Raw genomic sequence first — 26,716 nt, 5'->3', positions numbered from 1 at the left:
CGATCCTTCACGTCCTGGTCCAGAAAGCGTATCGATGTCCGCAGATACCGAAGTCCCCGTCGCGCCGAGCATCCATGCCTCGATCGCCCCGGCCCCGGCGCTGCGCCCTGACCGACCCTATGCCCGCGACGAGCTGCTGCACGAGTTGTTCGACGCGACCTGCCGGTCGCGGGGCTGGACCACCGCACTGACGCTGATCGGCGCGGACGAGGAATATAGTCGCCCCAAGGACTGGACCTACGACATGCTCGCGCATCGCAGCCTGTCGCTGGCTCACCGGTTGCGGGCGCTGGGGATAGGCAAGGGGGACCGGGTGGTCCTCTGCCTGCCGCGCGGGCTCGACCAGTATATGGCGATCCTGGGCGTGCTGCGCACCGGCGCGGCCTATGTCCCGGTCGACTGGGGGTATCCGCAGGACCGCATCGCCTTCATCATCGAGGATAGCGGTGCCGCGCTGACCATCACCACCGGCGCGCGGTCGGCGGAGATACCGGGGGCGACCCTGGCCCTCGACGCCGAACTGGGTGACCTCGCCGCCGAGCCGCCCTTGCCGATGGGTCGCGAGGTGACCGGATCGGACCCGCAGGACTTGGCCTATATCATCTATACCTCGGGCACGACCGGGCGGCCCAAGGGGGTGATGATCACCCATGCCAATGCCTGTCACCTCGTCCGCTCCGAAAGCGCGATCCTGGCGTTGGAGCCCGACGACATCGTGTTCGGCGGGTTCAGCCTGGCCTTCGACATGTCGGTCGAGACGATGTGGAGCGCCTTCTTCGTCGGCGCGAAACTGCTGGTCGCGGCCGAGGCGCTGGCGGCGAGCGGGCCCGATGTCGCCATCGCGCTGGCCGCGGAAAAGACGACGATCTGGCACGTCGTCCCCTCGCTGATCGCGCTGGTCGAGCATCCGGTGCCGACCCTGCGCTTGATCAACATGGGCGGTGAGGCGTGTCCGGCCGACTTGCCGCGCCGTCTGGCCCGTCCCGGCCTGCGGCTGCTCAACACATATGGCCCGACCGAAACATCGGTGACCGCGACCTGGACCGAGGTGCAGCCGGGCAAGCGCATCACGATCGGCAAGCCGCTGCCCGGCTATACCGCCTGGATCGTCGACGAGGCGTTGCAACCGGTCGAGGCGGGGCAGGAGGGCGAGCTGGTCATCGGCGGGCCCGGCGTCGGCGTCGGTTACGTCAACCGCCCCGACCTGACCGCCGAGAAATTCACCATGACCCCGTTCGACACCGTGTCGGGCGGGCCGGAGCGCATCTATCGCTCGGGCGATCTCGTACGGCTGGACGCGGCGGGCGATATCGATTTCGTCGGGCGTATCGACACCCAGGTGAAGATCCGCGGCTTCCGCGTCGAGCTGGCCGAGATCGAGGCGGTGATCGGCGAAGCGCCCGGCGTCGCACAGGCGGTGGTGCATCTGTTCACCGATGCCGACGGTTCGGAGTTTCTGGCCGCCTTCCTCGTCGCCCGCAGTGGCGAGACGATCGACATCGCCGACATCAAGGCGCGGGTGACCGAGCGGCTGCCCAACTACATGCGCCCCGCCGCCTATCAGCTGCTGGCCGCTTTGCCGACCTTGCCTGCGTCGGGAAAGGTCGACCGCAAGGCACTGGTAAAGCCGGAAATCACCGTCGACACCGGCCGCCAGCTCGAAGTGCCCGCCACGCCGATGGAGGAAAAGCTCCACGCCATCTGGACCGAAGCGTTCGCGCCGCAGCCGGTGTCGGTGACGGACGATCTGTTCGAGGATCTGGGCGGCCATTCACTGAAGGCCGCGCGCCTCGTTTCGGCCGCGCGCAAGGTCGCGGGGCTGGAGGGTTTGTCGCTGGAGGACCTCTACGCCGCGCCGACCATTCGCGCGCTGGCCACCCGGATCGGCGGCACCGCACCCGTGGCGGTCGCGACCGAGGAGAGTTTCCACCGCGTCCCCGAATGGAAGCGGATGCTGTGCGTTGCCGCGCAGACGGTGGCGCTGCTGCCCATCTACACCATCGCCGGGCTGCAATGGTTCTTCCCGTACGTCGCCTATACGCATCTGGCGGGGCGGATGAGCCGGATCGATGCGCTGATCCTCAGTGCCTTGTTCTTCACTATCGTGCCGGTCGCCTCGATGCTGTTCTCGATCGCCGCCAAGTGGTTGATCGCGGGGCGGTTCAAGGCGGGCGACTATCCACTATGGGGCGGGACCTATTTCCGCTGGTGGCTGGTGCGGCGGATCATCGCGGTGACGGCGACGCCCTATCTGGCGGGTACGCCGATGATCCGGGGCTATTACCGGATGCTGGGCGCCAGGATCGGCAAGCGCGCCTATATCGGCAATGGCGTCATCGACACCGCCGACCTGTTCGCTTGCGGCGACGATGCGATCGTCAGCGACCAGGCGGTGATGGCGACCAGCTCGGTCGAGCGTGGCCTGCTCCGGCTGGGCACGGTGACGCTGGGCGACCGCGCCTTTGTCGGCGGCCAAGCGGTGGTCGGCCGCAATTCTGCCCTGGAGGATGATGCGATCCTCGACGATATGGCCGCGCTCCCCGCCGAGACGGTCATCCCCGCCCGCCAACGCTGGACCGGATCGCCCGCCGCCTTCGACCGGATGGTCGAGCCGGGTGAGGCCATCACGACCGGCAAGCGGGCAGGGCCGTCACTGGCGATCTTCATCGGCGCGCTGCTGCTGCCGATCATCGCCATCCTGCCGATCGCGCCGGGCCTGATCGCGCTGATCGAGCTGGATTGGGCGACGACCGGCTATGGGTACATGCTCGTCTCGCCGTTGCTCGCCGCGACCTATATCGTGATGATGTGCGTGCTGACCGTGCTCGCCAAGCGGCTGATCCTCGGCCGCGTGAAGCCGGGCGTCTATCGCCTCGATAGCTGGTTCTATGTCCGCTATTGGATGGTGCGGCAGATCAACGACCTGGCGCTGCGGCTGCTGCACCCGATCTTTGCCACGCTCTATGTTATCCCCTGGTATCGCGCGCTGGGCGTGAAGGTCGGGCGGCGCGCGGAGATTTCGACCGCCAGCGCGATCGTCCCCGATCTGGTCGAGATCGGGCCGGAGAGCTTCATCGCGGACTCGGTGATCTTCGGCGCGGCCAAGGTCGGCCATGGCACTATCGAGCTGGCGCATACGAAAATCGGCCGCCGCAGCTTCATCGGCAATTCGGCGCTGCTGCCCACCGGCGCGCAGATCGGCGACGAGGTGCTGATCGGCGTCCTCTCCAAGCCGCCCGAGGAGCCCAGCCTGGCGACCGAGGCGGGCAGCACCTGGTTCGGATCGCCCGCGATCAAGCTGCCGGTTCGGCAGGTGGCGACGATGTTCGACGAGGGCGCCCGCTTCAACCCGTCGCGTGGCCTGATCGCGACGCGTCTGTCGATCGAGGCGATCCGCACCACCCTGTCGCTGACCGCTTTCCTGGTGTTCTTCAGCGCGCTCTTGTCGGTGGTCGGCGATCTCGACGATCTGGAGGAGGGCGGGCTGGTCATCATCTCGGCCTTCCCATTCCTGTATGTCGGTTTCTGCCTGGCCTGCGGTGCGTTCGTGCTGGCGCTGAAGTGGCTGGTGGTCGGGCGCTACAAGGCGACGACCGCGCCGCTGTGGAGCACCTTCGTCTGGCGGACCGAGCTGGTGACCGCGACCTATGAGAATCTGGCGGTCGCCAATCTGCTGGAGCCGTTGCGCGGTACGCCCTGGATCGGCCTGTATCTGCGGCTGATGGGCGCCAAGGTCGGCAAGCGCTGCTATATCGACACCACCGACCTGACCGAACACGATCTGGTGACGATCGGCGACGATGTGGCGCTCAACGACTATGCGGGGCTCCAGACGCATCTGTTCGAGGACCGGGTGATGAAGGTCGGCGCGATTACGGTCGGCGACCGCGCCACGATCGGTTCGCTCGCCATCGTGCTGTATGATGCGGAGATCGGCGCGGATGCGCAGCTGGGCGACCTGTCGGTGGTGATGAAGGGCGAGAGCCTGCCCGCGGGCACCAACTGGGAGGGGAGCCCGGCCCGGATCGTGACCGGCGAATGACCCCGCATTGGCATGACGGACCGCTCGATGGGCTGATCTGGGATGGGGCGTCGCCCATGATTTGGCGCGTGGACGATCCGGGGCGGGGGCGGCGCGAGCCGCTGGTCACGAGGCTGCTGCACCATGTGTCGGCGGCGACGGTGACGCTGGCCCGCAACAGTGAGGGAAAGCCGGAGGTCTTGTCACCAAATGGCTGGCATATCAGCCTTTCGGGGCGTGCCGGGCTCTGCCTGATCGCCGCCGCCCGCCAGCCCGTCGCGGTCGATCGCGAGACGATCGACGATAGCCCGCCGCTATGGGACATGATGACCGCGCGGGAGGCGGCGGAGGTCCGCGCCGCATGCGCTCCCCTGCAGGCCCGGCAATGGCTGCGCCGCTGGACGATCAAGGAGGCGCACGCCAAGCTGATCGGCACGCCCCGCCGCATCGCGCCGGAGGCGATCGAGACGCGGCTGATCGATCCGATCCGGGCAACGGCGGCGCATCAGGGCGTGTCGCAATGCTGGACCCGCGAGCAGGACGGCGCGATCGAAACCGTCGCATTCTGGGCAGAGGCGGCATGACCGCACTTCTCGTTCGTCCGTATCAGCCCGACGACCGCGACGCGGTGCTCGCCCTGTTCGACACCAACCTGCCCGACTATTTCGGAGCCGGGGACCGCGAATGGCTGATCGAGACGCTGGAGGAGCCTGACGGGCCCGCCTTTGTCGTGACGGTCGCTGGCGACGTCGCGGCGTTCGGTGGCTATGAAGTCTGGGAGCATTACAACAAGGCACTGCTCTATTGGGGCATGGCGGCGCGGCCTTTCCATGGCTGTGGTCTGGGCAAGCTGTTGCTGTTCGAGCGGTTGCTGCACGTCGCGCTCCATGCCGATCCGCCGACCCGCTATGTCACGGTCGACACCTCGCCCGCGATCGCGCCATTCTTCCGCCATTGCGGTTTCGAGGAAACCGCCGTCTGGCCGCAAGGCTATCGCTCGGGCATGACGATGCATGAATTGCGGTTGGATCTCTCCGGGCTGTCGGTCGAGGAACTGGTCGCCCGCCGCGATGCCGCGCTGGCGGCGGCCCAGGCAAGACTGGGAACGGGCGTGTGATCAAGGAACCGCTCAGCGAGGCGGCGCATGTCATTCAGCTGGCGCTGACCCCGATCTTCCTGCTGACGGCCGTGGGCGCGCTGCTCAACGTCTTTTCGACGCGGCTGGGACGGATCAGCGACCGTATCCATGTCCTGAAGAAGGATGCGCAGGCGAGCCGGATCGAGATGGACCGGCTGCGGCTGCGGTCCCGCTTTCTCGACATCGCCGTCACGCTGGCGGCGGCGGCGGGCGTCATGACCTGCGGGGCCGCCATCACCCTGTTCTTCGGGGTGCTGCGCGCCTCCGGCCATTCGGCGATCCTGTTCTTCTTCTTTGGCGGTGGCCTGCTCTGCGCGGTCGCGGGTCTGGGCTGCTTCGTGGCCGAGATCATCCTGGCCGGCCGGACACTGCGCGACGAGAATGATCCAGGCTGATCCGATCGGCTCTGTTCGCTCCGCTCAATCAGTCTGACGAAGATAGTCGGTTTTACTCCCGCGACGATCTGATGGCTAATGACTGCATACGGGCAGCGTGCGGTGCGTTTCACTGTCCGACGGATCGAACGCGAGGAGTGGATCATGGCGTCCCAGGTTGAAGATCATCAGGAACAGGGCGGCTGCCCGGTCGCGCATGGCGGTGGCGGCAATGGTCCCGGCAAGCGTGGCGGCGGCCGTGGCGGTCCCGGCAACAAGGACTGGTGGCCGGAGCGGCTGCGCCTGGAAGGGCTGAACCAGCATAACCCGCGCTCGAACCCGTTGGGCGAGAATTTCAACTATGCCGAGGAGTTCGCCAAGCTCGACCTCGACGCGCTGGTCGCCGATCTCCATGCGCTGATGACCGACAGCCAGGATTGGTGGCCGGCCGATTTCGGTCATTATGGTGGCCTGTTCATCCGCATGGCGTGGCACTCGGCCGGCACGTACCGCGTGACCGATGGTCGTGGTGGCGCGGGCGGCGGGCAGCAGCGTTTCGCGCCGCTCAACAGCTGGCCGGACAATGCCAATCTCGACAAGGCGCGTCGCCTGCTCTGGCCGATCAAGCAGAAGTACGGCGCCAAGATCAGCTGGGCCGACCTGTATGTCCTGACCGGCAACGTCGCGCTGGAGTCGATGGGCTTCAAGACCTTCGGCTTTGCGGGCGGCCGTGCCGATACCTGGGAGCCGGAGGAGCTGTACTGGGGCCCTGAAGGAAGCTGGCTGGGCGACGAGCGTTACTCGGGCGAGCGTCAGCTGCACCCGGCGCTGGGCGCGGTGCAGATGGGTCTCATCTACGTCAATCCGGAAGGGCCGAACGGCACGCCCGATCCGGTCGCCTCGGCTCGCGATATCCGCGCGACCTTTGCGCGTATGGCGATGAACGACGAAGAAACCGTCGCGCTGAACGCCGGTGGCCACACCTTCGGCAAGACCCACGGCGCGGGCGACCCGTCCTTTGTCGGGCCGGAACCCGAAGGCGCGGTGCTGGAGGATCAGGGTCTCGGCTGGCGCTCCAAGCACGCCACCGGCCTGGGCGGTGACGCGATCACCTCGGGTCTGGAAGTGACCTGGAGCCAGACGCCGACGCGCTGGTCGAACAATTATTTCCGCAACCTGTTCGAATATGAGGACCAGTTCGAGCTGGTGAAGAGCCCCGGCGGCGCCTGGCAGTGGGAGGCCAAGTCCGCCCCCGCCGACGTGCCGCATGCGCACGACCCGTCGAAGAAGCAGCATCCGCGTATGCTGACCTCCGATCTCGCGATGATCAAGGACCCGGAATATCGCAAGATTTCCGAGCGCTTCTACAAGGACCCGGCCTATTTCGCCGAGACCTTCGCACGCGCCTGGTTCAAGCTGACGCACCGCGACATGGGGCCGGTCGAGGGCTATCTGGGGCCGCTCGTACCGCAGGAGCCGCTGATCTGGCAGGACCGTGTCGATCCGCTCGACCATCCGGTCGTGGACGAGGGCGACATCGCTTCGCTCAAGGCCAAGATCCTGGGCACGGGCCTGTCGGTCCCGGCGCTGGTCGGGGCGGCCTGGGCCTCGGCCTCGACCTATCGCCGGTCGGACAAGCGGGGCGGCTCCAATGGCGCTCGCGTTCGTCTAGCACCGCAGAAGGACTGGGAGGTCAACAACCCGGCGCAGTTGGCCGAGGTGCTGGCCAAGCTGGAGGCGATCCAGGCCGAGTTCAATGCGTCGGCCACCGGCGGCAAGAAGGTGTCGATGGCCGACCTGATCGTGCTGGGCGGTTACGCGGCGGTCGAGAAGGCGGCCAAGGACGGCGGCGTCGAGGTGACGGTGCCCTTCACGCCGGGCCGGATGGACGCACGGGAAGATCAGACGGACGCCGAGTCCTTCGCGGTGCTCGAGCCGATGGCCGATGGTTTCCGCAACTATCGCCAGGGCATCCAGTTCATGGCGCCTGAAGAGGCACTGGTCGATCGTGCCCAGCTGCTGAACCTCAGCGGGCCGGAGATGACGGTGCTGGTCGGCGGCTTGCGCGTGCTGGGCGGCAATGCGCCGGGCGTGACCGAGGGTGTGTTCACTGACCGGGTGGGTACGCTGTCGAACGACTTCTTCGTCAACCTGCTCGACATGAACACCGAGTGGGAGCCGAGCGGCGACGAGAACCTGTTCCATGGTCGCGACCGCCGCACCAAGGAGCACACCAAGACGGCGACCCGCGTCGACCTGATCTTCGGCGGCCACTCCGAACTGCGCGCACTGGCGGAGGCCTATGCCTGCTCGGACTCGAACGCACCGTTCGTTCGGGACTTCGTGAAGGCCTGGGACAAGGTGATGAACGCCGGGCGCATGGACATTTGATCCTGCGCAACGGGTGAACGGGAAGGGGGCTGTGCCGAAAGGTACGGCCCCTTTTTCATGGATGCCGCACCCTCACCCTTCCGGCGCTTCGCGCCTTCCTCCCTCTCCCATCGGGAGAGGGAGGGGCCCAGCCGCGCAAGCGGGTGGGAAGGGTGAGGGTGCGTCTAGCCGATCACTCTTCGTCTTCGTCCATCTCGCGGTCGATCGTGTCCATGAAATCGCGCGCGGCTTCTTTGTCGGCTTCGTCGTCGAAGGCGTCGTCCAGGTCTGGCGCGACGCCCAGCATGTAAGCGAGACACCACAGAGCGAAGCGACGGCCGCTGTCGCGCTCCAGCCCGAATTGCACCCGCAGCCGGTCGATCCCGGCGGACAGTTGGTCGGGCGACAGGTCGCCGATATCCTCGGTGCCGAAGAAGCGGATGAGCAGTTGGTCGAAATCCATGCCCGTTCTTAGCCGAGCGGCGCGCGGCACCCAAGCACCATCAGACTATTCCTCCCCTGCAAGGGGAGATGGCGCGCGTAGCGCGTCGGAGGGGTGTCCCGCTATCGAGAGGGCGACACCCCTCCGTCAGGGCTTCGCCCTGCCACCTCCCCTTGCAGGGGAGGAATTCATCATATCTCACCCCATCCGCAGCGGCCCGTTCGCCACCGGCTCGCCGAAATCGGGGGTGCCGTCGGGGCGGTAGCGGAAATACTGCATCCGGGTGTGGCGGTTGGGATCGAACAGCGGATCGCCCTTGATCTCCGCATAGTCGCGGCCGTGATAGACCAGCACGTCGCGCCCGCGCTCGTCGACGGTGAAGCTGTTATGGCCGGGGCCGAAGACCTTGTGCTCTACCGACGTCTTGAAGACCGGCATCGGCGACTTGGACCAGTTGGCCGCGTTCATGATGTCGGCCTTGGCGTCGCAGGTCAGCATGCCCATGCAATAGCGCGCATCGGTCGCGCTCGCCGAATAGGTCATGAACAGCTTGCCGTTGCGCGCCAGCAGGGCAGGGGCCTCGTTCACCTTGAACCCCTGGATTTCCCAGTCGAGCGTCGGGACCGACAGCCGCACCGGCTTGGCCGCCAGCGTCAGCGGGGTGGCGAGAGGTGCCAGATACAGGTTGGAATTGGTGTCGATACCCGGCTCGCGCTGCGCCCAGGCGAGATAGCGCTGGCCCTTGTGAACGAAGCTGGTGGAATCGAGGGTGAACGTATCCCATTCGGTCTGAAGCTGGCCCAGCATCGACCAGTTGCCCGCCATCGGATCGGGCCCGTCGCATACCACCGCGAAGGTGCGGATGCGGAACACGTCCTCGCCGCCGCCGCTGGGGCCCGCCGCGAAGTACATGATCCACTTATCGCCCACGAGGTGCAGCTCGGGCGCCCAGATGAAGCCCGACATCGGCCCGCTCTTGAGATGCCGCCACAGGACTTTCTCCGGCGCGGTCGACAGGCCCTCCAGCGTCTTCGAGCGGCGCAGCACCAGCCGGTCATATTCGGGGACCGAGCCGGTCAGGTAATACCAGCCATCGGTATGGCGGAACACCTGGGCGTCGGCGCGCTGGCGGACGACCGGATTGACGATCACCGGCGCGCCCTTGGCCCGCAGGATGGTCGGCGTCGCCATGGCGGTGGTCGCCCCGGCCAGGAAAAAACGTCGGCTCAGCATTCCTCATCCTCCGCGATGGCCGCGCCGTCTGTCGGTCGTGCCTTATCGTTCGGACCGTCGCGATGACGACCCATGCAGGATGTCTAGCCTATCACTCCGACATTTGAAAAGCCGCCGGATACGCGTCTATGGCGTGTCCGGCGGCGAGTGGGGTCAGGCGGCGAGGTCGAGGACGATGCGTCCTTCGATCTGGCCACGCCGCATCCGGTCGAACACCTGGTTGACCTCGGCGAGCGGCGCGGTGGCCACCGTCGCCTTGACCTTGCCATCGGCGGCGAAGTCGAGCGACTCCTGAAGGTCGAGCCGGGTGCCGACGATCGAGCCGCGGACCGTAATGCCGTTCAGCACCAGCCCGAAGATGTTGAGCGGGAAGTCGCCGGGCGGCAGGCCGTTCAGCGCGACCGTCCCGCCCCGCGCCATCATGCCCACGGCCTGCGCAAAGGCACGCTCGCTGACCGCGGTGACCAGCGCACCCTGCGCGCCACCACCGGTCTCGCGCTTGAGCGCCGCCGCCGGATCGGCCTCGGTCCGGGCGTTGACCGTCACCTTCGCGCCCAGACGGCGGGCGAGGTCCAGCTTGGCGTCGTCGACATCGACCGCCGCGACGTTCAGGCCCATCGCGACCGCATATTGCACGGCCATATGGCCCAGCCCGCCGATGCCGGAAATGACGACCGTATCGCCCGGCTTGGTATCGGTCATCTTCAGCCCCTTATAGACCGTCACCCCGGCGCAGAGCACCGGCGCGATCTCGGTGAAGCCGATATTGGCGGGCAGGTGGCCGACGAAGTTCGGATCGGCGATGACAAAATCGGCAAAGCCGCCATTGACCGAATAGCCGGTGTTGAGCTGGCTCTCGCACAGAGTCTCCCAGCCGCCCAGGCAATGCACGCAGTGGCCGCAGGCGGTGTAGAGCCAGGGTACGCCGACCCGGTCGCCCTCCTTGATGTGCTTGACGCCCTTGCCGACCGCCGAGACATAGCCGACACCCTCATGCCCCGGAATGAAGGGCGGGTTGGGCTTGACCGGCCAGTCGCCCTCGGCGGCGTGCAGGTCGGTGTGGCACACGCCGGATGCCTGGATCGCGACCTGGATCAGGCCATCGCCGACCTCGGGCACCGGGACTTCATCAATGGTCAGCGGTTCGCCGAACGCGCGCACGACCGCAGCCTTCATCGTCTTCGCCATCATACTTCTCCTGTCGGATAAGGACCAGTCGAGGATGGGTGCACCCACCGAGCCCTGCCTTGACCGGGGTCAAAAGAAGCCGAACTTCTTGGCCGAGTAGCTGACGAGCAGATTCTTGGTCTGCTGGTAGTGGTCGAGCATCATCCGGTGCGTCTCGCGCCCAATGCCGGAGCACTTGTAGCCGCCGAACGCCGTGTGCGCCGGATAGGCGTGGTAGCACTTGTCCAAACGCCCCCCGCCTGGATCGCGCGGCCCATTCGATAGGCGCGGATGCCATCGCGCAGGCCGGAAAGCGTATCGTTGGCGATGCTCAGCGCCTCTTCATCGGTCTTGAAGGTCGCGACCGAGACGACGGGGCCGAAAATCTCTTCATGGAAAACACGCATCTTGTTGTGGTCGCCAAACATGGCTGGCGGGGTCGAGCGGATTGCCCTGAATCATCGCCTCGAACCGCGCGACCGCCCTTCCCATAACGCGGTCATAGATGGGCTCATGCACCAGCGCGCGGCCGGGGCAGGTGCAGAGCTCGCCTGGGTTAATCGCGAACATGGCGAAGCCCTCGATCGCCCTGTCAGACAATCGTCACCGCAGCATGATCCACCGGCATCTGGCCCGCCTGCGTCTTTGACGGGCGTCAATGTCGCGGCGGCTCTTCTTCGTCACGAGGGCGACGAAGGAGATGGACCCGCGATGGATCGCAACCCGCCCGAAGCCCGCGTCGTACCGTTCGCGCGGCGCTGGCACGTCATCCATGAGATCGACCTGATCCGCCTGATCCGCGCGCATCGCCAGCGGCTGGCGCTCTGTACGCAGGCGGAGGAGATGGCCGATGGTCTGCCCGAACGGCCCGCCGGTCCGGTCATGGCGGATTTCCTGACGGCGCTCGACTCGCTGGTGCTGGGTGGGCAGCGCGAGGAGGGGCATGACCTGCGGATGATGCTGTCGAGCGGGCGGGAGGATGCGCTGGGCCGGACGCTGCTCGATCATGTCCAGTACCGCCAGCTGGCCGATGTCGCGGCGGCGCGTGAACTGGTCGCCGCCTTTGACGAAGGCGACGCCTTCGCCACGCCCGAGACGCTGGGTCACATGCTGCGCAGTTTCTTCACCGGATGCCGCCGCGCGGTCGATTTCGAGCAGCTGACCATCATCGCGCTGGCGGGCCACCGGCTGACGCCCGAGGCCCGGTCGCTGCTGATCGAGGCGCTGGCCGACAGCCTGCTGGATTAAGCCGCTTCGGCGCGGGCGGCCAGGCCCTCGCGGTCGCTGATCGTGATGGCGCGGCCGCCGGGCAGGCCGATCAGGCCGCTTTGCTTCATGCGGGTGAGCTGGCGGCTGACCGTCTCGATCGTCATGCCCAGCACATCGGCGATCTGGCCGCGCGTCAGCGGCAGGTCGAAGGTCACCGGGCCGTCGCGGCTGGCCCGGCATCCGCTGGCGCCCGCGCGCGCCGCCATGTCGAGCAGGAAGCCCGCCAGCTTCTCCCCGGCCGATTTGCGCGCCAGCACCAGCATCCGCCCGCGCGCCTCGTTCAGCGACGCGAAAGTCCGCTGGAGCAGCAACCGCTCCATGCGCTGGTGGTCGTCCAGCACCCGCTCGAACGCAGGCCGCGGAAAGACGCAGAGTTCCGCATCGGTCAGCGCGGTCAGGGTGAAGTCGACATCGCCCGCATAGGGCTGGCCGAAGAAATCGGCCGGATAGAGCAGCCCGACCGTCTGCTCGCGCCCATCGGCGGTGGCGGCGGTCAGCTTCAAGACGCCGGACAACAAATTGCCGCAGATCACCGCCGCGTCCCCCGCCCAGGCGATCGCCTGGCCGCGCGTCACTTGGCGGCGCTGGCCGATAGCGTTGAGGGCGACCAGTTCCTGGTCGTTCAGGCTGCCGCACAAGGCCCGGTCGCGTACCGCGCAGTCGGCACAAACGTCGTTTGGGATCATGGCCTTGCCTTATAGCGCAGCCATGATCCCCTGTCGTCGGACCGATTGTCCTATCTGTCAGTGTCGTGGCGACACGTCGTCTTCGCGCGGCAGGTGGAATTCGTGCCAGATGCCGTTGAGGATGCCGAAGCCGACCGCGAGGCCAAGGCCCAGGACCCAGGAGAAATACCACATGATCGGGCTCCTTCAGTAAAAGTCGGGGTTGGTGCGGACGGCTTCGCTGGTCACCCGGCCGAACATCACCCGGTAGGCCCAGGCGGTGTAGGCCAGCACGATCGGCAGGAAGACGACCGTGACGAACAACATGATGCCCAGCGTCTTTTGCGTGGACGAGGCGTTCCACACCGTCAGGCTGCTATGCGCATCGATGCTGGACGGCAGGATGAAGGGGAACATCGAACAGCCGACGGTGGCGATGATCCCCGTCGCGGCCAGCGACGAACCGGCAAAGGCCAGCGCCTCGCGCCGCCCCCGGATACCGGCCAACGCCAGCACCGCGCCCGCAAAGCCCACCACCGGCAGCGCCATCATCCACGGATAGGCGGCATAATTGTCCAGCCAGGCCCCGCCCGCCCGCTCCGCCGTCATCCGCAGCGGGTTGGATGGCCCGAACGGATCGACCGTGCCGACCACCCGGTAGCCGATATCGCCCCACGCGACGAAGGCGAAGCCGATCGCGAACAAGGCAATGGAAGCGATAGCCGCGACCGTGCCGAAGGCGCGGGCGCGGTCATGGACGGGGCCATGCTCGACCTTGATCGACAGCCATGCCGCTCCATGTAGCCCCAGCATCGTGACCGACAGCAATCCGCAGGCCAACGTGAAGGGCGTGAACAACTCGATCAGCGTCCCGTCGTAAAAGGCGCGCAGGTCGCCATCCAGGCGGAACGGCGCACCCATCATCACATTGCCGACCGCCACGCCGAAGACGAGGGCCGGAACCAGCCCGCCGACGAACAGCGCCCAGTCCCAGCGCGCGCGCCATGCGGCGTCCGGCTTTTTCGAGCGATATTTGAACCCCACCGGCCGCAGGATCAGCGCGGCCAGCACGAGGAACATCGCGAGGTAGAAGCCCGAAAAGCTGACCGCATAGACGAACGGCCAGGCCGCAAAGATCGCGCCGCCGCCCAGGATGAACCAGACCTGGTTTCCCTCCCAGGTCGGCCCGATGGAATTGATGACCATCCGCCGCTCGGCATCGCTCCTCGCGACGAAGGGCAGGAGGGCGGCGACCCCCAGGTCGAACCCGTCGGTCAGGGCAAAGCCGATCAGCAGCACGCCCAGCAGCGCCCACCATATCAGGCGCAACATCTCATAGTCGAACATGTCCTGGCCTCCTTCAGGCGGTGACGGGAATGGCGGCGGGGATCGGTCCGGGCGCGGGCTGGTCGTCTCGCTCCTCCGGGCCATGCGCGATGGCGGCGAGGATCAGCCGAATCTCGATCACCGCCAGCAGGCCGTAGAGCGCGGTAAACCCGGCCAGCGTGGTCCACAGCGCTCCGCGCGATAGCGAGCTGGTCGCGAGGAAGGTCGGCAGCACACCCTCGATCGCCCAGGGTTGTCGCCCCAGTTCGGCGACCAGCCAGCCGAGCTCGATCGCCACCCAGGGCAGCGGGATCGCCGCCACCGCGAGGCGGAGGAACCAGCGCGCATCCATGTGCATCCGGAGCGAACACAGGATGAAGGCGGTGGCGAACAGCGCGATCATGGCAAAGCCGATCGCGGCCATGATGCGGAAGCTCCAGAAGAGCAGGCCGACATTGGGGACCGTGTCCCATGCCGCCGCCTCGATCTGCTTCGCCGTCGCGGCGCGCGGGTCGGCCATCTGCCGCTTGAGCAGCAGGGCATAGCCCAGGTCGCGCTTGTGCGCCTCGAACCGGGCGCGCTGGGCGACGTCGTTCGGGTTCGCCTTCAGCCGCTGCACGGCGTCATAGGCGATCACGCCCGAGGCGATGCGCTCCTGCGCCTTCAGCACCAGCTCGGACATGCCCGCGACCGTGCCGTCCAGGCTGCGCGTCGCGATCAGGCCCAGCACCCAGGGGATTTCGACCTTGTAGCGCGTCTCGCGCGCGACCGTGTCGGGCAGGCCGAACAGGGTGAGGCCCGAGGGGCCGGGCTCGGTGTGCCAGACCGCTTCGATCGCGGCGAGCTTCATCTTCTGGTTATCGGTCAGCGCATAGCCGCTCTCGTCGCCCAGCACGACGACCGACAGCGACGAGGCGAGGCCGAACGCCGCCGCCACCGTCATCGACCGGCGCGCGACGGGCAGGAACCGCCCCTTCAGCAGCCAGAAGGCCGACACGCCCAGCACCACGACCGAGGCGCAGACATAGCCCGCGCTCACCGTGTGGACGAACTTGGCCTGGGCGACGGGATTGAAGAGCACCGCGCCGAAATCGGTGACCTCCATGCGCATCGTATCGGGGTTGAAGCTCGCCCCCACCGGGTTTTGCATCCAGCCATTGGCGACCAGAATCCACAGCGCGGACAGGTTGGTGCCCAGCGCCGTCATGAAGGTGACGATCAGATGCCCCAGCTTCGACAATCGGTCCCAGCCGAAGAACATCAGCCCGACGAACGTCGCCTCCAGGAAGAAGGCCATCAGCCCCTCGATCGCCAGCGGCGCGCCGAAGATGTCGCCGACATAGTGCGAGAAATAGGACCAGTTGGTGCCGAACTGGAACTCCATGGTCAGGCCGGTGGCGACGCCCAGCACGAAGTTGATGCCGAAGATCTTGCCCCAGAAGCGCGTGGTCACGCGCCATTCCGGGCGATTGGTCATGACATAGACCGATTCCATGATGACCAGCATCATCGACAAGCCCAGCGTCAGCGGCACGAACAGGAAATGATACAGCGCGGTGGCCGCGAATTGCAGCCGCGACAGGTCGATGACCCCGGGGTCCATAGCATGTCTCCATTGAAGGAGCCGCCCCCCGGCCCCTTGCGTGTCGACTCGCTAGGCGCGCAGGCCCCCGTCGACATTGACCATGGTCAAAGACGGGGTGGCCGATCGGGGCGAGGGTCGGGCCATGACGACGATCGCCCATGCTCCACTGGCCGCCAGGTCGCGCAATCGCTGGTTGAAGGATGCCGCCGGGCGGCGGGACGGCGCGTCGGGTTTGTTGCTGCTCGATACGCTGGCCGCCACCGGTTTCGCGGCGGGGTTGGCGGGCGGCGTGACGGCGGTGGCGGGGCAGGGAGCGGTGTGGCCCTGGGCGATGCTTGCCCTGGCTATGGGGGGCTTGCGCGCGCTCTTCGCGACGCTGGCGCTGCGGCGCGGCGCGGCGCGGGCGGGCGAGGTCAAGCGGGCGCAGCGACGGCATGTCGTCGGCGCCACGCTCCACCGTGCGGCCGGTGCCCCGATCGATGGCGGGTTGCTGGCGACGCAAGCCGTGGATGCGGTCGAGGCGCTGGACGGCTATGTCGCCCGCTTCCTGCCCGCCCGCCGCGCCGCCGCCATCGCACCGATGCTGGTGCTGGCCGCGACCGCTTGTGCCAGCTGGGTCGCCGCGCTGATCCTGGCGGCGACGCTGCTGCCCTTCGTCGCGGCGATGATCCTGGCGGGCGGCGCGGCGGCAGACGAGTCCCGGCGTCAGTTCGTCGCGCTGCACCGCCTGTCGGCGCGCTTCGCCGACCGGGTGCGGGCCTTGCCGGTCGTGCTGGCCTTCCGGGCCGAGGCGCGGGAAACCGGGGCGATCGGTGCGGCGGCGCAGGAGCTGGCCGACCGGACGATGCGCGTGCTGCGCGTCGCCTTCCTGTCCTCGGCCGCACTGGAGTTCTTTGCGGCGCTGTCGGTGGCGCTGGTCGCGGTCTATTGCGGCTTTTCGCTGCTCGGCTTGCTGCCGTTCACTGCGCCGGAGACGTTGACGCTGGGCCGTGCCTTCTTCGTGCTGGCGCTGGCACCCGAATTCTACGCGCCGATGCGTCGCCTGGCCGCCGCCTATCACGACAAGCAGGCGGCCGAGACGGCGGCCGACATGCTGATCCCCATCGCTGATCCGGTGCGCGCCGGGCCCGTCGCGGCGGCCGCGCCGCTGAATTTGCGCGATGTGACGATCCATTATCCGGGCAGCGACGGCCCCGCCGTGTCGAACCTGTCGCTGCGGATCGAGCCCGGCGAGATGGTGGCCTTGCTGGGCCCGTCGGGCAGCGGCAAGACCAGCGTCCTGCACCTGCTGCTCGGTCTTGCACCGCTGACCGCCGGGAGCGTCGAGGCTGGCGGTGCACCGCTGATATCGCTCGCGGGACAGGCGAGCTGGGCGGGGCAGCATCCGCTGCTGATCGCGGGTACGATCCGCGAGAACCTACTGCTGGCGCACCCGCAGGCCGATGACGTGGCGCTCCAGCGCGCGGTAATGTCCGCAAGGCTGATGCCGATGCTCAATCGTCGGCCGGGCGGACTGGACGCGGTGATCGATGCGCGCGGCAGTGGTTTGTCGGGTGGCGAGCGGCGGCGGATCGCGCTGGCCCGTGCGCTGCTGAAGCCCGCGCCGTTCCTGCTGCTCGACGAGCCGACCGCGCATCTCGACCTCGCTGCCGAGGCGGCGCTGATCGCCACCATCGCCGTTGCCGCCCGGGGGCGGACAACCTTGATCGCCACCCACAGCCCTGCGCTCGCGGCCATCGCGACGCGCATCGTTCATCTGGGAGCCGCCGCATGACGCTGCACGATCTGATTGCCGCCGAACGCCATCGGGAGCGTCGTCGCCTGCGCCGGGCGGGGCTGTGTGCCGCGCTGGTCGCCGCTGCATCGGTGATGCTGCTCGCGCTGTCGGGCTGGTTCCTGACCGCCGCCGCGCTGGCCGGGGGAGCGGGGATCGTGGCGGCGCAGGCGTTCAACTATATGCTGCCCTCCGCCGCGATCCGGTTGCTGGCGATCCTGCGCACTGGCGCGCGCTATGGCGAACGGCTGGCGAGCCATGGCGCGGCGTTCGGCGCGCTCGCCCGGCTGCGTCCCGCCCTTTACCGCGCGATCACCGCTGCGCCGCCTTCGGTGGCGCTCGGCCTGGGGCGGGGCGAGGCGACGGCGCGGCTGATCGGCGATGTCGATGCCGTGGAATGGCGCTTCGTCCGCCTGTCGGGGCCATGGGGCATGGTCGCCGCACTGGTGTCGGGGGCGGCGCTGACCTGGCTTGGCGGATGGTGGAGCATGGTCGCCACCCTGGGCTGTGCCGGGGGTGCTCTGGGCCTGGGCCGGCTCTGGGCCACGCGACTGGAGCAGCCCGGCCGCGCGGTTCAGCAGGCGATGGGGGTGCTGCGCGAAGAGGTGGCGATGTGCGGCGGGGCGGCGGCGGAGTTGCGCTGCTTCGGCCAGGAGGATTGGGCGGTCGCGCGGATCGCAGCGGCGGGCGACCGTCTGGCCGACGCGCAGGCACAGGCGGTGGCGGTCGCCGCCCGGTTCGAGGGGCTGCACGCGATCGGCGTCGCGCTGGCGGCGGCGTCCGCTCTGGTCCTGTCGGCGGGGGCGGGGGCTCCCGTCGCGGCGCTCGCCGCGCTGGCGGCTGCCATGACGGTCGATGCGATCGCGCCGATGCTGCGCTCCATGACCGAGACGGGCCGCCTCTGCGAGGCCGAGGCACGGCTCGACGCGGTGTTCGCGGCGGCGGAGGCGGCCCGGCCCGTGATCGAGGCGCGCGGTGCGGCGATGCTGGTCATCGATGGCGAGCTGTTCGCGCCGGGTAGCCGGGTTGCGCTGACCGGGCCATCGGGGTCTGGCAAGACGAGCCTGGTCGAGGGGCTGCTGGGCCTCCGCGCGCTGTCGCCGGGGCGGGTTCTGATCGACGGCCGGGACGCGGCGACGCTGGGGCCCGAGACTCTGCGCACGACCTTTGCCTGGGCACCGCAGGATGCCGCGTTGATGGCGGGTACGGTGTGCGACAATCTCCGGCTGGCCATGCCCGACGCGACCGAGGAGCGTCTCTGGGACGCGCTGCGTGACGCCGCGCTCGATGGGGTGGTGCGGGCCTTGCCCCAAGGGCTCGACACCTGGCTGGGCGATGACGGCGCCCGGCTGTCGGGCGGCGAGCGGCGGCGGCTGTCGCTGTCGCGCGCCTATCTGGGAGAAGCGCCCTGGCTGCTCCTCGACGAGCCGGGTGAGGGGCTGGACGCCGATGTCGCGGCCGAGATCGCTCGCCGCCTGGATGCGCGGTTGCGGCGCACCGGGCAGGGGCTGATCCTGGTCAGCCATCGTCCGGCCTTGTCCGCCTTGTGCGACCGGCATCACCCGGTGACGACCGGGCTCCGACGCTGCGCCGCCTGAGCCGGGTCAGACGGCCTGGCTGAACCGTTGCTCGTCCTCGCTTCGCCACGCGTCGAACATGGCGGCGATGCTGCGGGCATAGGGCAGCGCGTCGTCGGCCAGCCGCAACTGCCAGTCCTGCCATGCGATCAGCCCGACCTGCTCGAACCGATCGAGCCGCTCGCGGATCAGCTCCCGCCCGGGCAGGTTGCCGATCTCGGCGACGCCACGACACAGGATGTCCGCGATCAGATCGCCCCTTTGCTGGTCGAGGAGATCGCGGTGGAGCCCGCGTTCGGTCGCGAACCGACCGGCGCGGATCGACTCATGCCATTCGCCCGCCTTCTTGGCGTTCTGGAGCAGCCGGTCGGGAAAGGCGCTGATCGCGCTGGCGCCCAGGCCGAGCAGGATTTCAGCGGGGTCGTCGGTAAAGCCCTGGAAATTGCGCCGCAGCTCACCCTTCGCGGCCGCCTGCGCCAGCGGATCGTCCGGCCTGGCGAAGTGATCGAAGCCGACCGGGCGATAGCCCGCCGCCGTCAGCCAGTCATGGGCCAAGGCCGCCTGGGCAAAGCGCTCGGCGGCCCCTGGCAGCGATGCGGCGTCGATCCGGCGCTGGCGCGGGATCAGGTGCGGGACATGCGCATAGCCGAACACCGCCAGCCGCTCCGGTGCAAGCGCGAGCGTCTGCTCCAGCGTCCGCTCCAACCGGCCCGCATCCTGCCTCGGCAGGCCGTACATCAGGTCGAAATTGATCGAGGCGACCCCGGCGGCGCGCAACAACTCGACGGAGCGGACCACCTGCTCCTGCGGCTGGACGCGGCCGATCGCGGCTTGCAGGCCGGGATCGAAGGTCTGGACGCCCAGGCTGACCCGCTCCACCCCGACCTCGCCGATGACTGCCGCCCAGTCCGCATCGAAGCCGCGCGGGTCGAGCTCCAGCGACAGGACGGCATCGTCGCACAAGAAGGCGGTGCGGAGATGCGCCACGAGCGCTACAAAGGCGGTGGGCGCGATGGCATTGGGGCTGCCGCCGCCAAAGGCGATCCGGCGGATCCGTCCCCGCCCCGCCAGGTGCCGGGCGAACAGGTCGATCTCGGCATGGAGCCGCGCCAGATAGGAATCGAGCCGCGCCGTCCGGTTCGCCGCGCCGGTGTTGCACCCGCAATACCAGCAAATCTCGTGACAATAGGGGATGTGCAGATAGAGCGAGACGGGAGTATCGGCCCCGACCGCTTCGATCGCAGTTACCATATCGCCATGCGCTACCTGATCGCCGAACTCGGCGGCGGTGGGATAGCTGGTATAGCGCGGCACGGGCCGGGCGAGCAGAGCGGGGTGATAGGGCCACATGCGACACGGTCTGCCCCGGCGCCGTCACCAAGCCTTTGATCGCCGTCAAAAGGATGGGCGGACGTTCCCCGTCACGCCGCCAGCGCGTAGCGTCGGCAATGGTCGAGATAGCCTGCCTCATGCCGCCCCGAGAGCGACACGACGCTTTCCCACAGCCAGGACGGCGTATCGAGTGTACCGCGCCGATCCGCGTCGAGCAGCGCCAGCCATCGGGCGCGTGTGGCCTTGTCCATCTGACGCGCATGGGCGGTGCCGACGACGAAGGCCAGGTGGCGGGCGGCGCGGATCGCTTCGCCCCGGCTGAACTGGTCGACCTCCAGTTTCAGATCTTGCGGGGTCAGCTCGCGGATGAAGAGCGAACGGCCCAGCATGGTGACCGGCATCATGCGCGATCCCAAATAGGGCGACAGGTGGCGCGCGGCGGTCACGACCCGCTCGGCATCGTCCTGCGGCATGTCCGCGCCCGGCGCGGCGGGCGCGATGGGGGCAGTTGCTTCCTTCAGGTCGACCAGCGCATAGGACCAGTTGCCCTTGCGCGTCTTCAGCGCCACGATCACGGCATAACGCAGCAGGCCCAGCGAACTGCATCCCTTCATCCAATAGGCCGCATCGACCAGCCGGACGTCGCGGTCCTGCGGCTTGCCCTTCAGCGACAGGACCATCGCGCCGACGCGTTCGTCGGCGAACAGGGTATGCAGCGCGTCGCGTTCTTCCGGGGTCAGTTCCCAGAATTTCTTGCCCAGCGGAATGCGGGGCTCGACCGCATCCAGCCGCTCCTTGGCCAGATGACGCCAGCGGCGACCCAGCGCCTCGCGCTCGACGCTGCGCACGATATCCGACTCCACGCCGGGATCGCCGTCCACCGGATCGCGCATGGCGGTTGCATAGCCATCCACCATTTCCTCCATCATACGCATCGTGACCACGCCCGGCAGGTCGGAGCCACGGGCGGCCGTGGCCAGCGATAGGCTCAGCCGGATCAGGTCATGCGCCGGATTGCCGATTACCGCTTGGTCGAGGTCGCGAATCTGGATGTCGACCGAGCCGTCGCCATTGGCGACCGGCCCCAGATTGCCGAGATGGCAATCGCCGCAAATCCAGACGGGAGGTCCTTCGGGCACTCGCCGCGCCACTTCCGACCCTGCGAGCCACTCATAGAATTTGGCGGTATTGCCGCGAACATAGGCGTGAACGGATCGCGCCATCTTCAAATTGCGCTTGGCTTCGAGAATGGATGAACGGTCGGCGGTCTGGGGCATGCGGTGTCGGGATCTCGAAGGGTTGGGTCGTCAAAACGCGGAGCGGCCGGAAAAGTAACAAAATATTGCTGAGCGATGGCGAGCCCCGTTCGGCTGCCAGTGTTGCTACAGCCTTGTTCGCCGCGTCCAGGCGCGATCATCGGTAGGACCAAGGCTCATAAAGCGCCTCATTAAAATAGATTGTTAATAAGGAGGTGGGATAGCCGCCGCCAATCTCCCAGCTGCGATCGGCTCCCCTTGATCTTCTCCCTGCTGCCCTATTCTCCGTACCTTCTGGCGGTTTCCATCGGCATCTGCCTGACCTCCGGCTGGCTGGTCGCGCTGTTGACCGCAGAGGTGCGCCATACCCGCACCGGCCCGATCGGCTGGCGCGACGGAGGGCTGGCGCTGGCCGCAGGACTGGGCGTGTGGTCGACTCATTTCAGTGCGATGACCGCCTATCGCCCGGACTTGATCCTGACCTATGCACCGTACCGCACGGCGATCTCTGCGGCGGTGGGCGTGCTGCTGGTTGGGCTTCCCATCGCCGCGCTTGCCAGGGTGGAGCAGCAGAGCAGGCAGGTCGCTCTGGCCGTGACGGCCGGTTTCGGCATCTGGTGCATGCATGCCGTCGGCCTGTCGGCGCTGGTCGATTGCGGTCACGAATTCTCCGTTGCAACGAACCTGATCGGCGGGCTGGTCGGGACGGCGATCCTTGTCGGCTGGCAAGTCCGTCGCGCGCCCCTCTTTCCGCGGCTGGCCACCGGCATGTCCTTTGTGGGCGCGGTGTGCGCCGTCCATTTCATCAGCCTGGCCGGGGACATCGTGACCGCGCGGCTGGCTGTCGTTCACGGCAGCGCCATGTCGCCCGGCCTGGTCGCGGCCTGCACCGCCTTTGCCGTCTCGATCGCCTGCCTGGGCGGCGTCCTGTCCGCCTCCCAGGCACGGTTGCGACGTGAACGCGAGGCACAGACGCTTAAGGCGGTGATCGAGAGCATGTCGGACGGCCTGGTCTTCATCGACAAGGCGGGGCGGCTTCGCCAATATAACAGGCGCTTCCTGGCCCAATTCGATACGCCGCCGGAAGCGCTCCGGACCGGCGTGACGATCGACACGTTTCTGGACACCATTGCGCGATACCGGAACTGGCATCCCGACAAGCGCGCCCTTGTCGGCCAGGCCATGAAATCCTGGGTTTACACTGGTGGGTCGTTCGACCGCGAGTGCGAAATGGAGGACGGCCGCACCTATGTCATGCAGTGCCGCCCGGTGATCGAGCAGGGGGTCGTCCTGACCTTCAACGACGTGACGGCCGAGCGGCAGGCCAGCCGGAAGCTGAGCCATCATGCCCATCACGATGCCCTGACCGACCTCGGCAATCGCCGGGCGCTTCAGGAGCACAAGTCGGCCATGATCGGCAGGGCGGAGACGTTCAGCCTGCTGCTCATCGATCTCGACGAGTTCAAGCAGGTCAACGACACGTTCGGCCACGGCATCGGCGACAAGCTGCTGGTCCATTGCGCGGACATCCTTCGTGGGTTGGTCGGGCCGGACAGCTTCGTCGCTCGCATGGGCGGCGACGAAATGGCGATCGTGATGGCCTTGCCGATCGATCAGGCCACCGCCTTTGCCCAGACGGTCGTGACCCGGATGACGGAAGCCGTCACCATCGACGGCTATCGCCTGCTTCCCGGGTGCAGCATCGGCGTGGCCGAATGGGTGGCGGGGCTGACGGGCGAGGAGCTTATGCGACGCGCCGACCTGGCGCTCTATGATGCCAAGCGGGCGGGTCGCCGCCGTGCCCATCGGTACGAGCATGGTATGACCGAGGCGCTTCTCCAGCGGCAGGAGATCGTCGAAGGCCTTCGTGACGCGGTGAGGGACGGCGGCTTCCACCTGGCGTTCCAGCCGATCTCCGACCTCGCGTCCGGCGTGACCTGCGGTTACGAGGCGCTGCTGCGCTGGCAGCATCCCGTCCGCGGCTGGATCGCGCCCGACGTCTTCATTCCCATCGCCGAGGAGGCGGGTCTGATCGAGGAGATCGGACGGTGGGTGATCGCCGAGGCATGTCGACACATGGTGGATTGGTCGCCGCATCTGTATGTGGCGGTCAACGTGTCGGCCGCACAGCTGGCATCGGACGCGTTGCTCGACCATCTCGCCCAGGCTGTCCTGGTCAATGGCCTGGCGCCTGAGCGGCTGGAGATCGAAATTACCGAAACGGCGCTGATCCAGGACCCGGTAACGGTCGCAGGCCGGTTGGAGCGTATCCGCAAGCTGGGCTTCAAGGTCGCCCTGGATGACTTCGGCACCGGGCAGTCATCGCTCTCGCATCTTCGCGACCTGTGTTTCGACCGGATCAAGATCGATCGCAGCTTCGTGCTGCGTGCGGCGAGTGATCCGCGGTCGATGGCGGTGCTGCGGGCGACGGTGGCGCTGGGCGGCGAGCTGGGCGTCATCACCCATGCCGAGGGCGTCGAAACCTCCGAACAGCTCGACTTGTGTCGACAAATCGGCTGCGACGCCGCGCAAGGTTACCATATCGGTCGCCCGCTCATCCCATTGGTGGAGATGGGTACGCTGCACCAAGTTCCTGCCGAGAAGGTGGCGTGACGTGCGGATCGGCGGCGGAAAGCGTGCCGCTGAGGACTGTTTAACCCGGTTATAGGCTCTGAAATTCAGGTGCAGCGAAACTGAAATTCCGTTAACCACCTCTTTTAACTGTCCAGTTTAGACAGTGGTTTAACATATGTATATAGGTCGCCCGGTCTGGAGGACCGATGCGCTTTCTAACTTGCCTTACGGAAAATCATGATCTGCGACTGGTGGCGCTTGCCGCGCTATTCTGCCTGACGGGCTCTGCGATCACGGTAAGGCTGCTTCAGCGGCTGCGTACCGCAGACCCCGGTACGCATCTGGCCTGGGGTTTCATGGGGGGCGTATCGACCGGCGCGACGATCTGGTGCACGCATTTCATTGCGATGATGGCGTATCAGCCGGGCGTGGCAGTCGCCTATGACCCGCTGCTGACCGCCCTTTCGCTCGTCATTGCCATGATCGGCAGTTCCATCGCCCTGACCATTGCGGTCCGTCGTCAGCCATTCGCGCCGCTGGCGGGAGGATTGTTGTTCGGCTTGGCGGTCACCGCCATGCACTATACCGGCATGATGGCTTTTGCGGCCAAAGGGTTGGTCGAATGGTCGCCCGCCTATGTGGCAGCGTCGATTGTGTTTGCCCTTGTCTTCGGCGCGCTGGCCTTCACCCGCGCTCTGTCGACTGGCCAGCGGGGCAGCCCATGGCCTGCAACCGCGCTCGTGATGACGAGCATCGTCCTGCTTCATTTCACAGGCATGGCGGCTCTGGCCGTTTTTCCCACCGCGGCGGAACATGGCCAGACCGACAGCCAGAGCGCGACGATCATCATGGCGTGCGCAGTCGCGGCAGTCGGCATGCTCGTGCTCGGCACTGGTTTTGCCACCTATGTCCTGGACGTGTCTGCCAATGTCGCCTGGCGCCGCCGCATGGCCCAGGTGATGGAGGGCAGCGTCGATGCGATGATCATCGAAAGCAATGGCGTGATCGTCGCGGCGAACGGCGCATTTACGCAGCTTTTGGGCATCGACGAGGGTGTGGTGGGCCAGTCCCTGCAACGCTGGGTTTCGGACATTGGATCGGTCGAGCCCGGTACCCTCGCGCAGCGTAGTCTGGAGGTGGCCGACGGCTCCCCCATGCCCGTGGAGGTCGCGCTTCGCGTCGATACCGACGACAAAAAGTCGTACATGATCTATGCTCTTCGTGACGTGCGTCAGCGGCTGGCGCAGGAGCGACGCATCGCGCATTTGGCACGAAATGACAGTCTGACAGGACTGCCCAACCGGACGTCTTTCCTGGAATGGTCCCATCGCCAGGCGGCGCCAGACGAACCTGGGCGCCGCCTGGCATTGCTGTCGATCGACCTCGACCGCTTCAAGGAGGTCAACGACACGCATGGCCATGCCGCCGGCGATCATTTACTGTCGACCATCGGCATGCGGATGAAGGAACTGGCACAGCCCGGCGAGTTTCTGGCGCGCCTGGGCGGGGACGAATTCGTCGCTTTGATCGGCATCCAGGATCACGACGATGCGATCGACCTGATCGATCGACTGCGGTGCGCGATTACGACGCCGGTCGCTTATGACCACTCGACGCTGAGCTGCGGCATGAGTGTGGGTGTCGCGCTGTGGCCGCAGGATGCCGATGAGATTTCGGCGCTGATTAACAACGCCGATCTTGCCATGTACCGCGCGAAATCCAGCATCACGACCGACTTTTGCTTTTATGAAGAGGAAATGGATCAAACGGTCCGCGCCCGTCGTCGGATCGCGACCGAACTGCGCGACGCACTGGATCATGATCAGTTTGCTATCCACTGGCAGGTGCAGGCATCGGTCGAGACGGGCGAGATCACCGGTTACGAAGCGCTGCTGCGCTGGACGAAGCCCGATGGCACGAATGTTTCGCCGTTTGAGTTCATCACGATTGCCGAACAGACCGGCTTGATCATGCCGATTGGCGAGTGGGTCCTGCGACGGGCCTGCCAGGAAGCGGCGACTTGGCCGATGCCGTGGAAAATTGCGGTGAACCTCTCTCCCGTCCAGCTTGGTCATGTCGATCTGCCTCGGCTCGTCCATCAGATTCTGATCGAAACCGGCATGGCCCCCGCCCGACTGGAACTGGAAATCACGGAATCCGCGATGATTACGGACCCCGAGCGCACGACGCATGTGTTGCGTCAGCTAAAGTCGCTGGGCGTGTCGATCGCCATGGACGATTTTGGAACCGGCTACTCATCGCTCTCGACGCTACGATCGTTTCCGTTCGACAAAATCAAACTCGATCGCTCGTTCATGACCGAACTGGACGTGGCGCCGCAGTCGGCCGCGATCATCCGGGCGGTGCTTGCACTGGGCGAAAGCCTGTCGATCCCCGTCCTTGCCGAGGGCGTGGAGACGCGTTCGCAGCTCGAATTCCTGCGAGCGGAAGGGTGTAACGAAGCCCAGGGATATCTGTTGGGGAGGCCTGGGTTGATGCAGCCCAACGAGAGTGTCGCGCTCCCGGAATCCACTTCGCACGCGGCATAAGGACATCGACATTCAGGGCTGCCTTCCGTGGTGCAAGTTGTTCCACGGTCGGTCAGATCTTACC

18 protein-coding genes and 2 pseudogenes are annotated in these 26,716 nt (G+C 67.0%); 10 read left to right on the top strand and 10 right to left on the bottom strand.

The window, feature by feature from the left end; genetic code table 11:
* Positions 1 to 34: 34 nt before the first annotated feature.
* The 5 genes from SB4_RS08495 to katG all read left to right on the top strand — a co-directional run bounded on the left by SB4_RS08495 (position 35) and on the right by katG (position 7,924).
* Positions 35 to 4,042: a Pls/PosA family non-ribosomal peptide synthetase gene (locus SB4_RS08495; RefSeq protein ID WP_058752227.1), complete on the top strand. Its 4,008-nt coding sequence runs from the start codon at positions 35 to 37 to the stop codon at positions 4,040 to 4,042.
* Positions 4,043 to 4,098: 56 nt separating this feature from the next.
* A complete protein-coding gene (locus SB4_RS08490) occupies positions 4,099 to 4,605 on the top strand; it encodes a 4'-phosphopantetheinyl transferase superfamily protein (RefSeq protein ID WP_241488539.1) in 507 nt (168 codons plus the stop codon).
* Positions 4,602 to 5,138 carry a GNAT family N-acetyltransferase gene (locus tag SB4_RS08485; protein ID WP_058752225.1) on the top strand — a complete coding sequence of 179 codons (537 nt, stop codon included), beginning with the start codon at positions 4,602 to 4,604 and terminating at the stop codon, positions 5,136 to 5,138. The genes SB4_RS08490 and SB4_RS08485 overlap by 4 nt, the downstream gene beginning before the upstream one ends.
* Positions 5,135 to 5,554, top strand: a complete 420-nt coding sequence (locus SB4_RS08480; RefSeq protein ID WP_241488538.1) for a DUF2721 domain-containing protein — start codon at positions 5,135 to 5,137, stop codon at positions 5,552 to 5,554. Before SB4_RS08485 ends, SB4_RS08480 begins: the two co-directional genes overlap by 4 nt.
* A 144-nt stretch (positions 5,555 to 5,698) precedes the next feature.
* Positions 5,699 to 7,924 (top strand): catalase/peroxidase HPI, encoded by a 2,226-nt coding sequence (gene katG / locus SB4_RS08475; protein ID WP_058752224.1) that lies wholly within the window; start codon positions 5,699 to 5,701, stop codon positions 7,922 to 7,924.
* A 172-nt stretch (positions 7,925 to 8,096) separates the two neighbouring features.
* On the opposite strand, the gene SB4_RS08470 is transcribed toward katG, so the two are convergent.
* From SB4_RS08470 to SB4_RS18905, 4 genes and pseudogenes are all read right to left on the bottom strand, one after another.
* Positions 8,097 to 8,366, bottom strand: coding sequence for a hypothetical protein (locus tag SB4_RS08470; protein ID WP_058752223.1), 270 nt, complete (start codon positions 8,364 to 8,366; stop codon positions 8,097 to 8,099).
* A 189-nt stretch (positions 8,367 to 8,555) separates the two neighbouring features.
* A pseudogene (locus SB4_RS08465) lies at positions 8,556 to 9,578 on the bottom strand (glycoside hydrolase family 43 protein); the annotation flags it as partial.
* 153 nt (positions 9,579 to 9,731) lie between these two features.
* Complete coding sequence (locus SB4_RS08460) at positions 9,732 to 10,766, bottom strand: zinc-dependent alcohol dehydrogenase (protein ID WP_058752243.1); 1,035 nt, start codon at positions 10,764 to 10,766, stop codon at positions 9,732 to 9,734.
* Positions 10,767 to 10,835: 69 nt separating this feature from the next.
* Positions 10,836 to 11,339, bottom strand: a pseudogene (locus SB4_RS18905) (aldehyde dehydrogenase family protein); the annotation flags it as partial.
* A gap of 117 nt (positions 11,340 to 11,456) precedes the next feature.
* Here SB4_RS18905 and SB4_RS08450 point away from each other — a divergent pair.
* Positions 11,457 to 11,993 carry a hypothetical protein gene (locus SB4_RS08450; protein ID WP_058752220.1) on the top strand — a complete coding sequence of 179 codons (537 nt, stop codon included), beginning with the start codon at positions 11,457 to 11,459 and terminating at the stop codon, positions 11,991 to 11,993.
* On the opposite strand, the gene SB4_RS08445 is transcribed toward SB4_RS08450, so the two are convergent.
* From SB4_RS08445 to SB4_RS08435, 4 genes are read right to left on the bottom strand one after another with little or no spacing between them, the layout of a single operon-like run.
* Entirely contained in the window at positions 11,990 to 12,700 is a 711-nt protein-coding gene (locus SB4_RS08445; RefSeq protein ID WP_058731869.1) for a Crp/Fnr family transcriptional regulator, read from the bottom strand. The genes SB4_RS08450 and SB4_RS08445 overlap by 4 nt on opposite strands.
* A 57-nt stretch (positions 12,701 to 12,757) precedes the next feature.
* Entirely contained in the window at positions 12,758 to 12,874 is a 117-nt protein-coding gene (cydX, locus tag SB4_RS18900; protein ID WP_082670070.1) for a cytochrome bd-I oxidase subunit CydX, read from the bottom strand.
* A gap of 12 nt (positions 12,875 to 12,886) precedes the next feature.
* Complete coding sequence (cydB, locus tag SB4_RS08440; protein WP_058752219.1) at positions 12,887 to 14,026, bottom strand: cytochrome d ubiquinol oxidase subunit II; 1,140 nt, start codon at positions 14,024 to 14,026, stop codon at positions 12,887 to 12,889.
* A gap of 13 nt (positions 14,027 to 14,039) precedes the next feature.
* A complete protein-coding gene (locus SB4_RS08435) occupies positions 14,040 to 15,608 on the bottom strand; it encodes a cytochrome ubiquinol oxidase subunit I (RefSeq protein WP_058752218.1) in 1,569 nt (522 codons plus the stop codon).
* A 124-nt stretch (positions 15,609 to 15,732) separates the two neighbouring features.
* On the opposite strand from SB4_RS08435, the gene cydD reads away from it, so the two are divergent.
* Both cydD and SB4_RS20500 read left to right on the top strand, forming a co-directional pair.
* Positions 15,733 to 17,364, top strand: a complete 1,632-nt coding sequence (gene cydD / locus SB4_RS08430) for a thiol reductant ABC exporter subunit CydD (RefSeq protein ID WP_058752242.1) — start codon at positions 15,733 to 15,735, stop codon at positions 17,362 to 17,364.
* Positions 17,361 to 18,962: an amino acid ABC transporter ATP-binding/permease protein gene (locus SB4_RS20500; protein WP_058752217.1), complete on the top strand. Its 1,602-nt coding sequence runs from the start codon at positions 17,361 to 17,363 to the stop codon at positions 18,960 to 18,962. Before cydD ends, SB4_RS20500 begins: the two co-directional genes overlap by 4 nt.
* 6 nt (positions 18,963 to 18,968) lie before the next feature.
* Here the strand turns inward: SB4_RS20500 and hemN are convergent, their stop codons facing one another.
* Both hemN and SB4_RS08415 read right to left on the bottom strand, forming a co-directional pair.
* The gene (gene hemN / locus SB4_RS08420) at positions 18,969 to 20,291 is read right to left on the bottom strand and encodes an oxygen-independent coproporphyrinogen III oxidase (RefSeq protein ID WP_058752216.1); all 1,323 of its coding nucleotides are present in this window, start codon (positions 20,289 to 20,291) and stop codon (positions 18,969 to 18,971) included.
* 71 nt (positions 20,292 to 20,362) lie between these two features.
* Positions 20,363 to 21,496: a DUF2252 family protein gene (locus SB4_RS08415; RefSeq protein ID WP_241488543.1), complete on the bottom strand. Its 1,134-nt coding sequence runs from the start codon at positions 21,494 to 21,496 to the stop codon at positions 20,363 to 20,365.
* A 291-nt stretch (positions 21,497 to 21,787) separates the two neighbouring features.
* On the opposite strand from SB4_RS08415, the gene SB4_RS08410 reads away from it, so the two are divergent.
* Together SB4_RS08410 and SB4_RS08405 are read left to right on the top strand one after the other, a co-directional pair.
* Positions 21,788 to 24,142: a bifunctional diguanylate cyclase/phosphodiesterase gene (locus SB4_RS08410; RefSeq protein ID WP_058752214.1), complete on the top strand. Its 2,355-nt coding sequence runs from the start codon at positions 21,788 to 21,790 to the stop codon at positions 24,140 to 24,142.
* A 167-nt stretch (positions 24,143 to 24,309) separates the two neighbouring features.
* Positions 24,310 to 26,652, top strand: coding sequence for a bifunctional diguanylate cyclase/phosphodiesterase (locus SB4_RS08405; RefSeq protein WP_058752213.1), 2,343 nt, complete (start codon positions 24,310 to 24,312; stop codon positions 26,650 to 26,652).
* Positions 26,653 to 26,716 lie beyond the last annotated feature (64 nt).

The sequence above is a fragment of the Sphingomonas sanguinis genome (genome assembly GCF_001476905.1).
Classification (GTDB): Bacteria; Pseudomonadota; Alphaproteobacteria; order Sphingomonadales; family Sphingomonadaceae; genus Sphingomonas; species Sphingomonas sanguinis_B.
The sequence above is the reverse complement of the archived record's forward strand: the minus strand, read 5'-3'. Positions and strand labels throughout refer to the sequence as shown.

Excerpts from the sequence above, each read along its gene's own strand:
- SB4_RS08495 (WP_058752227.1), top strand. The coding sequence starts at position 35 with ATGTCCGCAGATACCGAAGTCCCCGTCGCGCCGAGCATCCATGCCTCG.
- SB4_RS08490 (WP_241488539.1), top strand. The coding sequence starts at position 4,099 with ATGATTTGGCGCGTGGACGATCCGGGGCGGGGGCGGCGCGAGCCGCTG.
- SB4_RS08485 (WP_058752225.1), top strand. The coding sequence starts at position 4,602 with ATGACCGCACTTCTCGTTCGTCCGTATCAGCCCGACGACCGCGACGCG.
- katG (WP_058752224.1), top strand. The coding sequence starts at position 5,699 with ATGGCGTCCCAGGTTGAAGATCATCAGGAACAGGGCGGCTGCCCGGTC.
- SB4_RS08470 (WP_058752223.1), bottom strand. The coding sequence starts at position 8,366 with ATGGATTTCGACCAACTGCTCATCCGCTTCTTCGGCACCGAGGATATC.
- SB4_RS08460 (WP_058752243.1), bottom strand. The coding sequence starts at position 10,766 with ATGGCGAAGACGATGAAGGCTGCGGTCGTGCGCGCGTTCGGCGAACCG.
- SB4_RS08450 (WP_058752220.1), top strand. The coding sequence starts at position 11,457 with ATGGATCGCAACCCGCCCGAAGCCCGCGTCGTACCGTTCGCGCGGCGC.
- SB4_RS08445 (WP_058731869.1), bottom strand. The coding sequence starts at position 12,700 with ATGATCCCAAACGACGTTTGTGCCGACTGCGCGGTACGCGACCGGGCC.
- cydX (WP_082670070.1), bottom strand. The coding sequence starts at position 12,874 with ATGTGGTATTTCTCCTGGGTCCTGGGCCTTGGCCTCGCGGTCGGCTTC.
- cydB (WP_058752219.1), bottom strand. The coding sequence starts at position 14,026 with ATGTTCGACTATGAGATGTTGCGCCTGATATGGTGGGCGCTGCTGGGC.
- SB4_RS08435 (WP_058752218.1), bottom strand. The coding sequence starts at position 15,608 with ATGGACCCCGGGGTCATCGACCTGTCGCGGCTGCAATTCGCGGCCACC.
- cydD (WP_058752242.1), top strand. The coding sequence starts at position 15,733 with ATGACGACGATCGCCCATGCTCCACTGGCCGCCAGGTCGCGCAATCGC.
- SB4_RS20500 (WP_058752217.1), top strand. The coding sequence starts at position 17,361 with ATGACGCTGCACGATCTGATTGCCGCCGAACGCCATCGGGAGCGTCGT.
- hemN (WP_058752216.1), bottom strand. The coding sequence starts at position 20,291 with ATGTGGCCCTATCACCCCGCTCTGCTCGCCCGGCCCGTGCCGCGCTAT.
- SB4_RS08415 (WP_241488543.1), bottom strand. The coding sequence starts at position 21,496 with ATGGCGCGATCCGTTCACGCCTATGTTCGCGGCAATACCGCCAAATTC.
- SB4_RS08405 (WP_058752213.1), top strand. The coding sequence starts at position 24,310 with ATGCGCTTTCTAACTTGCCTTACGGAAAATCATGATCTGCGACTGGTG.